General features: G+C 46.5%; 8 protein-coding genes and 1 pseudogene. All 9 read right to left on the bottom strand.

The features are described from left to right. Positions 1-188 precede the first annotated feature (188 nt). Positions 189-620 (bottom strand): super-infection exclusion protein B, encoded by a 432-nt coding sequence (locus B5G00_RS06690; RefSeq protein ID WP_162613489.1) that lies wholly within the window; start codon positions 618-620, stop codon positions 189-191. Beyond that, a complete protein-coding gene (locus B5G00_RS06685) occupies positions 620-1225 on the bottom strand; it encodes a DUF4391 domain-containing protein (protein WP_087270407.1) in 606 nt (201 codons plus the stop codon). The genes B5G00_RS06690 and B5G00_RS06685 overlap by 1 nt, the downstream gene beginning before the upstream one ends. A gap of 21 nt (positions 1226-1246) precedes the next feature. Next, positions 1247-4483, bottom strand: coding sequence for a helicase-related protein (locus B5G00_RS06680; RefSeq protein ID WP_087270404.1), 3237 nt, complete (start codon positions 4481-4483; stop codon positions 1247-1249). 66 nt (positions 4484-4549) lie between these two features. Beyond that, positions 4550-4762 (bottom strand): helix-turn-helix domain-containing protein, encoded by a 213-nt coding sequence (locus B5G00_RS06675; RefSeq protein ID WP_087270597.1) that lies wholly within the window; start codon positions 4760-4762, stop codon positions 4550-4552. A 477-nt stretch (positions 4763-5239) separates the two neighbouring features. After that, positions 5240-6655, bottom strand: coding sequence for a relaxase/mobilization nuclease domain-containing protein (locus B5G00_RS06665; protein ID WP_022344709.1), 1416 nt, complete (start codon positions 6653-6655; stop codon positions 5240-5242). Positions 6656-6710: 55 nt separating this feature from the next. Next, positions 6711-6971 (bottom strand): hypothetical protein, encoded by a 261-nt coding sequence (locus tag B5G00_RS06660; protein ID WP_022344708.1) that lies wholly within the window; start codon positions 6969-6971, stop codon positions 6711-6713. 11 nt (positions 6972-6982) lie between these two features. Beyond that, positions 6983-7276: a hypothetical protein gene (locus tag B5G00_RS06655; RefSeq protein WP_087270398.1), complete on the bottom strand. Its 294-nt coding sequence runs from the start codon at positions 7274-7276 to the stop codon at positions 6983-6985. 83 nt (positions 7277-7359) lie between these two features. Continuing rightward, on the bottom strand, positions 7360-7692 hold the full coding sequence (locus B5G00_RS06650; protein ID WP_022344706.1) for a plasmid mobilization protein: 333 nt from the start codon (positions 7690-7692) through the stop codon (positions 7360-7362). Then, a pseudogene (locus B5G00_RS19930) lies at positions 7692-12536 on the bottom strand (SNF2-related protein); the annotation flags it as partial. The gene B5G00_RS06650 and the pseudogene B5G00_RS19930, both read right to left, overlap by 1 nt. Positions 12537-12651: the final 115 nt, after the last annotated feature.

Raw genomic sequence — 12651 nt, 5'->3', positions numbered from 1 at the left:
ATCATAGTTCTCTCTGATAATTGAGATTTCTGATCTTAATTTCTCCTTTTTAGAAACATCCTTTATTCTACTTGCACGTTTTTCCATTTTCTCGATATATTTCTCTATCTTAGGTTTATAATAGTCCAAAGTCCGATACACAAATGGTTGAAGTGTAAACCGTGCAGGAATACAGTTGGAAAACACATCTAAAGTAACTTGCTGTTGACCACCCATATATATATGTAATTTCGTGCCAACAAACCTTGAGTTAAAGGTTGATTGTAGTCCAAATCACAAGTATATCCCATCGAATTATAGAGCTTAAAGATGATCGCTCTCTCGGTATCATTCATGTCCGCTATTCTACGCATGGTTTTCCTTTTATAAGTAAACTTATACAGGACTGCTGAAATCAGCTTCTTTGTGTAAAACAGGAAATATACCAGTAAGAGACATGATGCCACAGCGAAAGTTAATCCTATTGCAAATCCATTTTCATTTCGCCACTCCAAGAGATACAAGGTTTCAAGCCATGAATCAGGGATCAGTAACAACATGCCACTGAATAGCCATATCGCAGGAAGTAAGATGTTCAAAGGTATCTTCAACCAGTCAGGTATATTAAACTTTACCTCCATCAGCATCCCTCCAATTCCTTTTTGAGCTTGTTAATCTTTTGTGCCAGCTCAAACTTTTTCTTCGGCTGCTTTTCAATCTTTGCAGCCTTTGTCAAACGGTCGATTTCCTTTTGAATCTTCATTCTCTGCTCATTAACCGCTATCTGCTCATCCAGGGTGTTTCCCTGTTCTATCGTGATACCGCCGATTTGAACAATGATATTCTTCCAAACGGTATCCATATTTAATCCCTTCAGCTCAATGGAAATATCTTCCTTTCGCTTCCAGTCTGTCTGCATCAGCTTCGTGTGGTAAGCGGCAAGTTTTGCTTCTCCAGCACACTCCAATACAAGCAGCATATTCTGCGGAATCAATTTTGAAATGGTGATAATGGTCTTTTCCTCAAAGTCTTTCCTTTTCAGAGCTACCAGAAGGACAAAGAACGATTTCACTCGCTCGCCGTCTGCAATATTTATTTTGGCTGGGGACACTTCGTTTACAATGGTGATTCTTGAAATATCGGCATCTATTTTTGCTCTCTCTGCGGTGTTCATTTGGAACTTCGCATAAATCGCATTCTTGGGAAGCTGCTTATTTAATTCGGTAGCCTTTGGCAAACCAAGCATTATCCCACCTCGCTTTCTATGTTATCGGACAACCAGGAAACAAATCAGTTCAAAATCATCCAGTCCTTTTATTTCATTTGTGAGGAAACTGATCTGACCACCGCCTAAAAAGCTGGCAATATCACTTTCTTCTTTTACCTCAATGATAGAAGAAATGGCATCTCCCAGCAGCTTGGAGAGTGCAGACATATTCCGCCCATCACGAGTCTCTTTATTAAACTGGCGATACAGTTCAGGAATAGGCTCCGTCTTCCCTTTACAAAGGAAGCGCATCTTATCCAACATCTGCTTTGGAGAAAGATGGTCGCAAATCACTTCCCCTTCATTGCTGATATAAACCATATAGAACGGATGCAATCTGTTCTGATTATCAATATTCACACTATTGGAACGATTCTTCAGAACATAGATGACTCCTGCCGGTGTGTCCTCTGATGCAGCTGCTACAGAGTGAAGTCCGAATGGAGTTTTATCAATATCCGGATGATGCTTGATATATTCCAGCAAATCCAGACGAAATTCATTCAGCCCCAAATCCATAATGGAAATACCCGATGACATATCTTCAATATCCACAACTTCTTCCTGCAACCGTTTCAACTGTGCCTTGCGATATTCAAGGTCCGTCTTTTCTTCTTCGCTCAAAAGATTGTCATCGCCGGTTGCGGTCATATCCACGATTTTCATACGAGTCTCGACTTTTGCCTTCAGGTCGATATACTCGTCAAGCGTTACATCCGGCCAGAAATTCACCAGCTGGATGTAAGTGTTTTTGCTTCCGATACGGTCGATACGTCCGAAACGCTGAATGATGCGAACAGGATTCCAGTGGATGTCATAGTTGATCAGGTAATCACAGTCCTGCAAGTTCTGACCTTCAGAAATACAGTCTGTGGCAATCAGGAAATCAATTTCTGTTTTATCTCCTGGCATTAAAAGATCCTTGTCCTTGGAAATCGGAGAGAAGCAAGTCAGCACGGTATTCAGGTCGCTGCGGAGCTTCGGAACGGTTGTACGCCCTTCTACAGATCCGGATACCATCGCTGTATTCAGCCCAAAATTATCCATCACAAATTTGCTTACATTATCGTAAAGATAGCCTGCTGTATCTGCAAAGGCTGTGAAGATAATAATCTTCTTGTTCCCTTCGTTGATTGGATGCTCCAATTTATTCCTGATAACTCGGAACAGCTCCTGAAGCTTGGAATCATACTCTGGCGTAATATCTCCAACCATCAGGGTCAGCAGCTCAAGAACTTCACGGTCTTTCACAAGACTATCTCTCCAGGACTTATAGTCCATGTCTCCGATTTCAATCCTGACTTTTTTTCCAAAAGTGAACAGCTCGTCACCGTTCTGATCTTCACTGTCGTAATCATCAATATTGGTAATGTCAGTCAAATCAAGTTTGACAGAGGATGTTTTATCGTAAGTGTCGATGCTGTGTATCGTTGAATCAATCAGTTCAAGGATTCTTTTCAATGTCAAATTAAAAGAATATACAGAGCTTTCCATACGTTTCATCAGATTGATTGCCGTCAAACGCCGGATACCCTGTTCCCGGTTTGCCTGAGTAAAACCAATATTTACTTTATTGTCCTCATACAATTCAGCATACTTCTCCATTTTACTTGGAAGAATAAAATGAGAAGGTGTATAAATCGACAGGGACAACATCATCAGCTGTTCGTAAATCTCATTATAGTTAATAGCTTTCTTCAGACTGGTAAGCGGCGGTCTTAATGAAATCGGCTTCAATCTGGTCGGAAATGTTCCAATGTCCGTAGTATCATAATACTTCTGAATATGCTTCCGGGATCGGGCAATCGTTACAGAATCTAAAACCTCAAAAAAATCGAAGTCCAACATACGAAGCAAATTCTCAGTTGTCCTCTCAGCAGGCACCCATTTGCTCCAGGTGTTGAACGCTCTCTGTGCACTTTTAAAAATATCATCGATGCTGCGAGTGGTGTTCAGTTTATCATCAATCAGTTCGGTATTACCTTCATATGCAAGCGCCAGCTGATTTTTCAAATCATTGAAACGATTATTTACCGGAGTCGCCGACAACATCAGGACTTTCGTTTTGACACCTTTGCGGATAACCTTATTCAACAATTTCAGATAGCGGTTTTCCTTTTCGTTATCCTCGCCAGACAGTTTCCCACCATTACGGAAGTTATGAGATTCATCAATTACAACCAAATCGTAATTGCTCCAGTTCAGCCTGTCTAAATCCAAGCCATTGGACGTTCCGTGCGTACGGTTCAGGTCTGTATGATAAAGAACATCATAACGCAGACGATCCGCAGCGATAGGATTGTTCACATAGTTGTCTTTATATGTATTCCAGTTATTGGTCAATTTTTTGGGACATAGTACAAGTACAGACTTATTTCTATTTTCATAATACTTAATTACTGCCAAGGCTGTAAAAGTTTTACCAAGACCGACACTATCTGCCAAAATACACCCATTGTATTGTTCAAGCTTGCTGATAATAGCAAGAACGGCATCTTTTTGGAAATTATAAAGCATCGACCAGATTTTGCTTTCCTTGAATCCGGTAGCTTCATTCGGAAGATTATCTTCTGATACATCCTCCAGAAACTCATTGAAAATGTTATACAATGTTACAAAGTAGATGAAGTCTGGAGAATTCTCATTATAAGCGGCTGTAATATTTTCTATGATTTCATCTGTAACTTCCTGCAATTTTGTATTATCATTCCAAATGCTTTCAAACAACTCTATGTAGGCAGTTGAAAATGGCGCTTCTGTTTTCTGAACCATATTATAAGCGTTATTGCCACGCTCACAGCCCAAATCCACAGTAGTAAAACCATTGATAGGCATATAATTCTTGTCATCCAAATTGATGAATCCCATCATGTGTTCATTTGTTACATTGGATTTGAATGTAACTTTCTGACGAATCCATTCGGCGCACTCCTTGGCAATGGCTTTTTGTGTTAATTCATTTCTGAGCTTTATTTCAAACTCTGTTCCGTACAAACTGCGCTCTCTATTCAACCGGGGAATATAAAATTCCCTTTTCTCTTTTTTGGCTTTTTCCGTTGTAAATGTGGGGGATGTAAAAATAAATCTCAGCTCATCAATGCCTTGCAGTTCTTTCTTTAATTCCTGAAACGCATAGATCGAGAAACAGGATGCCGCAATAGAAATTTTGCTTCCTTTCTTAATTTCAACAGCCAAATCATCTCTTAATGTTTTTGTTGTATTGTTAATTAACTCCATTTACTAATCTCCTCATAATCCTTTAATCAGTAATGTGTCAAAGGCACTGTCCAACAAAAACAGGCATCATGATTTTTCGTCAGGAACCATTTCCATAATATCATCAAAGGTGCAGTTGAGAACGGTACATATTTTTACGAGCGTATCCGTTGTCACATTATCGCCTCGATTCATTTTATTGATTGTATAACTGCTCAGATTAGCCTTTTCAGCTAAATCCTTTTTTTTCATATCACGATCGATCAATAATTTCCAAAGTCTTTTATAGCTGACAGCCATTGCTTCACCAATCCTTTCTTCAATCTTTATATTTTTCAAAATGTCTTCGTTCAAAATCACTCCATTATGAATTATAGCATATCTCCTTGCAAATTCAACAAAAAATATAGTTATAACTATGTTTTTATCTCTTGTAGCAAATATATACTTGTTATTCTATATATTTTGCCAATGTTTCTGAATTTACGGGTCGCAATTCTTATACGCACAAATTCGCAAGCAGGGCATTCCTGTCCAGGAATGCTCGTTTTCGAGATTTCCGCCTCCGCGCAAACCTCTTCAAACGGCTTGTTGGGGCATATCCCCAATCCCCTTGAGATCATCACCACAGGTGATGGCTGCGCGTCCTATTGGACGCTTTACGGCATAGACGTCAAAGCCAAATCTATCACATAGCAAGAGTCGCAAAACAGCAAAAATCCCCGGCACAGCAGACCACCATTCTGTGATCCACTGCACCGGGGAATCTTCTATACACTACCGTTCCTGACTCTGCGCCTGTCCCTGCTCCTGTTCCTTCTGAAGCATTTCCTTCTCGGCCTCTTCACCTACACACGCCTCAGCCACTTTCAGTGCAATCTGATAATCCTGCATTTCAGCCCGTACCTTCCTGTACTCTGCATAGGTTTTCTTCTTGCTTTCCAGAACTTTCGCATACTCCGCATTCAATTCTTTCACTTTCGGAATCTTTTTGATTCCCAGCTGATCAAAAGCTTCCTTTGCCGCCTTGTGAAGCGTCAGTGCCTCTCGATGCGCCTCATAGAATTTCCGGCTGTAACCTGCCTTGCGGTATGCGATATAAGTCTCTCTGGTCTTTGCATAATTGACGATATGCTTCCGCAGGATCGCTATCTCCGTCAGTCTTTTCTCAGACTGTTTCACAGAATCCAAGAGTTCGTGGCTATGATGAGTGATATCCTCCGTTGTTTTCCGGAGCTGCTCCATAGTGTGGATATCCTTTTCCTGCAGAAACAGGATCGCTTTTGCCGCCGCTTTCAGATTATACACCTTCGCCCACCGCTCATATCCTGCGCCTTTTCCGGCGGCCAGTTTCTCCTGAATGTTAATGGGAAGATCCAGCGTGCGCCTGTGATTCTGCGGTTTACCGCTTTTAACCGGATGTCTTCCTTTGCCAGCCAATGCTGCTTTCAGATCTTCAACGGTATAGCCTTCTCCGAGAGAGCGGAAGCGCAGAAAACGCCCGCTGTCCTTACCACGGAGCGATGGCTGTTTCCCGTCTTTATATTCGAATCCTGCCTCCACAAGAAGTCGAATCAGTTCTTCAAAGTCCTTCGGTTTTTTCAGAAGTGCCCGGTCGATTGCCAGCCGGATATCATCACGATGGCAGGGGCGTCTGGGATAACCTGTCCTCTTTGTTCGCTCCTTGTATGGCCTCGGCTTGATCACGGATTTCCCATGCTCCAGACAGATCATATCGCTGAGCCGCTGCACCGCCAGACCGGAACGCCGGAAATCCCGGAATTTGTGCAGGCAGTCCAGGGTCGTGGAATTATATATGATGTGATTGTGGATATGTGCCTTATCTATGTGAGTCGCCACCAGAAATGCGTGCTTCCCCTTGGTAAAACGCATGGCCAGCTCGTAGCCGATTTCATTGGCTTCCTCCGGCGTAATTTCCCCCGGTTTGAAGGACTGGCGGATCTGGTAGGCAATCACATCATGCTCCTGCGTCCGTCCGGTCATCTGCAGATACTGGCGTTTGGAGAGAAGGAATTCCTGATCGGCAGTCTCAGGGTCACACTCGTAGGAGCTGATATATTCGCCACCGTTGGTTTTCTCTGCATTCTGTGAATAGTCCGTTCTATCTGCCAGACACTGAGCGATAGTTTTTCCCTTATTGATATGGAGCGCAATCAGTCTGCATGCCGCCATTCCTTCGCCTCCTTCCCATCAGAAAAGGAGCCGCCCTGATATGCCCCTTTGACTTTTACCGCAGCATCTTTTCGCGATCTTCGGCTCCGAGAAGATATACGCTCACGGCCATTTCATGTTCCATATCCATATAGTCAGCCAGCAGTTCTTCATACATCATAAACAGCTTCCGGTCACCAATGGCTTTTTCAAATTCGTCCTCATGTTTCTTAAAGATTTCCTTCAGATGCTGATATTTTTCGTTGCACTTTACTGCCGTCACTTCCAATTCCGGATAAACGCTTTCGCAGTATTTCCGAATAAATTCTTTGTCCATCACAGCTCCTTTCAGGAATGAAGAAACCGTACCAGTGAGCCGTTGATGGAGCCGGAGATATCTACAATCATCATGGCCCCATACTGCAGAACCAGGCAGGCCACTTCCACGCCGATGAGAAACGCCACGTTGCCCCACTGGCCCTGGAAAGCACAGAAGATACCTACCAGAAAAATGAACAGCATGAAGATTCCGACCACAAAGGCAGACAGGTTTGTCATGATCTTGCCCAGCACCCAGAAAACGCCCAGCAGAAGAATGACGGGAAGCGCAAGTATCTTAAAGGGAAGTTTTAAAAGCCACATATTCAACGTCCTTTCTTTCGTGAAATCATTTTGTACCCTCATTATACAGGAGCGCTTCCCGCCTGCCAAGTTTACAAAAGGGCTTATCGGATCGATGCGAGACGGGAGAGCAGTTCCCTGGCGCACTGCCAGATTTCATCCAGCCGCGCCTGCAGATCCCGGATGTCTTCCTGATAAATGCTTCCCGTCTCATTAGCCCGTTTTGCGTATTGATTCAGGTTGTTGCTGCAGCGGCGCAGGAGAGAAACCAGTTCCTTCACATCCTGCAGATCCAGCTTCACGCAGTAACCGTCCAGTGCCATTTTTCGGAGATACGCGCTTTTACTGTGTATCCCCATCTCAGCCATTTTCTGATGGATTCGTTCCTGATCGCTTTTCGTCACAAAGAAATGCAGCTCCTGATCCTTTTTCTCCATTACAGCACAGCCTCCTCCCTTTCTGTTTCTCGCTTCGGTATCGGAGAATATCCCGCCCTGGATTTTAAATCTGCAAGCACAGATGGCCGTCTCACTAGCTCCTGCTCATCTGAAATGTGTTCGGCTTCTGGATGGGAATCATCCATATTCAGCGCCGCGTCCAGCTCCGCCAGTCTGGCTGATTTCTCCGCAAGCTCCCGTTCCTGTGGAAAGGGCTTCTGCAGTTCTTCCCTGGCGGCATTCTGCTGATTTTCCAGATTCATTAGCTCATTTTGCACCCGTTCCAGTCTGCCCGAAAGCCCGGACAAAGCATTGTCCATCCGGATGAGATTGCCCCTCGCGTCTTCTCCAAGAGTTACTTTGTGGCTTAAGGTTCCCTTCAGGATCACTTCAAATTCCTTAGAAAAGGCATTAAAACAAAGCTCCATGGAAAATCCTCGATACTCCCCCAGAGGAACCGGCCCGTCACCTTTCAGGTTCCGGCACGCCTCAATGATTGTTTTCCCGGCATCGGTTTTTTCCGTAAAGACTGCATCGCCGATTTTCACACCCGCAAAGCCGTCTGCCGGATGGGGATGAGACGCGGCAGTCTGGATATCCGCAGTCAGTCCCCGGATTATTTCCTGGCTCTTTTCAATCTCCGCCGGAAAGTATTTCAGCAGACGGTCTTCCAGCCGGAAATGCTGGCTCATGTGGTCTGCTTTCAGCACCTTCAGCCGGGCCACTTCAATATCCAGATCCATTTTTTCTTTAATCTGCGGATCTCCGGCGCATAAGGCTTTTATCTCGGCATAGGAGAGTGCCTGCTCATCCACGTCGTCGCAGGAACGGGCCGGAGATTTGGACGTCATGATTTGGCTGATAAATTTCTGCTTATTTTCAAGAGTCTGAAAGAGATAAGCGTCAAAAGTTTTCTCCGTCACATACTGATAAATCTGCACTTCTTTATTCTGGTTTCCCTGCCGGATGATACGGCCATTACGTTGAGTCATATCGGAAGGCCGCCAGCCCACATCCAGATGATGGACGGCGATCAGCCTGTCCTGCACATTGGTTCCGGCCCCCATTTTCTGTGTGCTGCCCATGAGAATCCGGACTTGGCCGCTTCGCGCTTTGGCGAATAATTCTTTCTTTTTCGCTTCGGTATCTGCCGTATGGATAAAGGCCACTTCCTGCTCCGGCACACCCGCCGCAATCAGTTTGGAGCGGATATCGTCATAGACATTGAAGGTGCCGTCATTCTTCGGCGTGGAGAGATCACAGAAGAGAAGCTGTGTCAGCCGTTCCTCTTTTCCCTCCTCCCAGATCCGCAGTACATTGGAAACACAGGCGTTGACTTTACTTCCGGGATCATCCGGAAGCAGCGGATTCATCAGCCGCTGATCCAGTCCCAGCTTCCTGCCGTCAGAGGTGATTTTAAGCATATTGTCCACAGTAGAATCCACCATACCACTGTGGACTGCCGCAGCCCGTTCCGACAGTTCCGCCACCATGGCCTGCTGGTGCTCCGAAGGCTGAACCACCACAGTCTCAAATTTTGCCTCCGGTACTGGCAGGTTCAGTTGGTCGCTGGTTTTGATATCTGCGACTTCCTTAAACATGGCCATCAGTTCCGGGAGATTAAAAAACTTCGCAAACCTCGTCCTTGCCCGGTATCCGGTTCCCTCCGGAGCCAGCTCAATAGCGGTAGTCGTCTCTCCAAAAGTGGACGCCCAGCAGTCAAAATGTGTCAGACCTTTCTGCCGAAGGGTTCCATATTGAAGATAACGCATGACCGTATAAAGCTCCGTCATGGAGTTGCTGACGGGCGTACCTGTGGCAAATACCACGCCGCGCCCTCCGGTCAGTTCATCCATATAGCGGCATTTCAGGAACATATCCTGTGATTTCTGCGCCTCGGAGGTCGAAAGCCCCGCTACATTGCGCATTTTTGTAAAAAGGAAAAGGTTCTTAAACGCATGACTCTCATCCACAAACAGCCTGTCCACACCTAGCTGCTCGAAAGTAATCACATCGTCTTTTCTGTCTGCACCCAGCAGTTTATCCAGCCTTGCCTGCAGAGATTTTCTGGTCTTTTCCATCTGCTTAATGGTAAAGCTGTCGCCTCTCTGGAATTTTAACTCGCTCAACGCATTGGTAATCTCGTCAATCTGCTCCCGGAGAAGCCGTTCCTGGCGTTCTGCGCTGATGGGAATCTTCTCAAACTGAGAATGTCCGATAATCACCGCATCATAGTCCCCGGTAGCAATCCGGGCACAGAATTTCTTCCGGTTCGCAGTCTCAAAATCCTTTTTGGACGCTACCAGCAATTTCGCGCTGGGATACAGCCGGAGGAATTCATTGGCCCACTGGAGCGTCAGGTGGTTGGGCACCACAAAGAGAGACTTCTGGCAAAGACCCAGCCGTTTGGATTCCATGGCAGACGCAGCCATTTCAAAGGTCTTTCCTGCGCCGACCTCATGGGCCAACAAAACATTTCCCCCATAAAGCACGTGAGCGATGGCGTTGCGCTGATGAGGCCGAAGTTTAATATCTGGATTCATGCCGACGAAATGGATATGACTGCCGTCATACTCCCTGGGCCTGGTAGCATTGAACAGCTCATTATAGCGATTACACAGCCGCTCCCGGCGCTCCGGTTCCCGCCAGATCCAATCCTGAAACGCATCTTTTATGGCCTGCTGTTTCTGCTGGGCCAATGTCGTCTCTTTCTTGTTCAGGACACGTTTCTCCTTGCCGTTGGGATCTTCTACCGTGTCATAAATCCGGATATCCTTCAGGTTCAGCGTCTCCTCCAGAATCCGGTAGGCATTGGCACGTTCTGTGCCATAAGTGGTATAAGCCGCCACATTGTTCCGGCTGACTGCGCTTTTTCCGCTTATCTGCCATTCTGCGGTAATGGGAGAGTAATGCACTTCAATGGAACGGAACAGATAAAATGGCGTCTCAAATGTTTCCTGCATAAACCGCTGGATATCCTCTGCCTCAATCCAGGTGGCTCCCAGGCGCACATCAATCTCAGAAGCGTCCAGATCCTTTGGCTGTGCCTTCGTCAGAGCCTCTACATTGACAGTAAAGGCGCTGTCACTTTTGACTGCTGTCTGAGCAATCCGCAGTTTCTCACGGACATTCCCGGAAAGGTACTCATCCGCAGTCTGCCAGCCCGCTTCCGGCTGGTCAGAAGACAGAGGATCTTTGAAGATGACTCCCCTTAATCCTTCCATAATAGCCTCGTACTCGCCGGGTGTACCAAGAAGCTCCGCCATAAATGGAAGATCCACCTTACCACGTTCTCCGATGGAGACAGCCAGGGCTTCGCTGGGCGTGTCCACATGAGTGACATGGCGTTCCGGGCGGATAGTACGTTTCGTAAACATATCCGCCTTACTTTCCAACTCGCCGTTCTCATTGATATTCTCCAGGGAACAGAGCAAGTAATAGGAAGAATCATCCGCAAATGCCTGGGCATTGCTGCGGGAATTGATCAAGCCGTACTCCGCAGTAAACTTATCATAGAGCGTGTCCAGTTCCTGCTGTTTTGCGTGAATATCTTCCTCCGGATAGTCCTCCATCTGATAGTCTATCAGCTCATTAACTGTCTGGCGAAGCTCCACCAGCCCCCGTACCCGGCCTTTGGCAGTTTCATTTAATTCCACCGGGCACATGACGGAATTTTCCCGGAAATACACCGCCTCGTCCACAATCGTGTAAGAAAAATTTTTAACGCCCGGATCTGCCGGAATAACCTGCGGCGTGTCTTCCCCTTCCGCAAGCACCGTCTCGGCAGCCTGATACTGCCCGTGAATCCGGGACACCGCCTGATGCAGCTGCTCTGCCAGCTCTGCGCCAAGAATCGGCTCAACCGTACATTCCTTCCGGCCATACTGGGTATTTTCCATTGAAAGATTTCCCAGAATCATTTCCGGATGCTCCGCAAAATAGCTGTTCAACTGGAACCCTTCCGGTGTAAGCCCCAGATGCACCCACTCCGGCTCAATATCAATGGGATGTTCCCGTTTCTGCAGAAAAATGATGTCAGAGACTACCTCGGTTCCTGCATTAGCTTTAAAGGCATTATTAGGAAGGCGGATTGCCCCCAGCAGCTCTGCCCGCTGTGCCAGGTAACGCCTTGCATCCAAATTTTGGGAATCCATCGTGTAGCGGCTGGTCACGAAGGCCACGATACCGCCAGGCCGAACCTGATCCAGCGCCTTGGCGAAAAAATAGTTGTGGATAGAAAAGCCCAGCTTGTCATAGGGCTTATCCGAGACCTTGTAATTTCCAAAAGGAACATTTCCGACAGCCAGATCATAGAAGTCCCGCCGATCCGTAGTCTCAAATCCGGCAACAGTAATCTCCGCATTGGGATAAAGTTTCTGTGCGATCCGCCCGCTGATGGAATCCAGCTCCACACCGTACAGACGGCTGCTGCTCATTTCGTCCGGGAGAAGGCCAAAGAAATTTCCCACACCCATAGACGGTTCCAGGATATTTCCGGAGGTAAAGCCCATGCCGCCAACTACCTCATAAATCGCTTTGATTACGGTTGGGCTGGTGTAGTGGGCGTTCAACGTGCTTGCCCTTGCCATTTCATACTCCTGCTCAGACAGAAGGTCTTTCAGTTCCTGATATTCCCGCGCCCAGCCTGCTTTCTCCGAATCAAAGGCATCGGGCAGGCCGCCCCAGCCCACATACTGAGCAAGGACAGACTGTTCTTCGGGCGTGGCGTTTCTGTTTTCCTGTTCCAATGTGAAAAGGGCGCGGATAGCCGCCACATTGCGCTCATACTTTGCCTTCGGTCCGCCTTCCCCCAGATGCTCGTCTGTAATCCGGTAGTTCTGGGCCGGAATTACCGATACAGGGGCAGGGGGAATTCCATATTCGGCCGCTGGCAGCTCAGCACTGCCTTCAAGCAATTCCCCCGGAAGTTCCTCAGACATTTGTGCTGACTCTGTACCG

It is taken from the genome of Blautia sp. An46, from assembly GCF_002161645.1.
Classification (GTDB): Bacteria; Bacillota; Clostridia; order Lachnospirales; family Lachnospiraceae; genus Blautia; species Blautia ornithocaccae.
The sequence above is the reverse complement of the archived record's forward strand: the minus strand, read 5'-3'. Positions and strand labels throughout refer to the sequence as shown.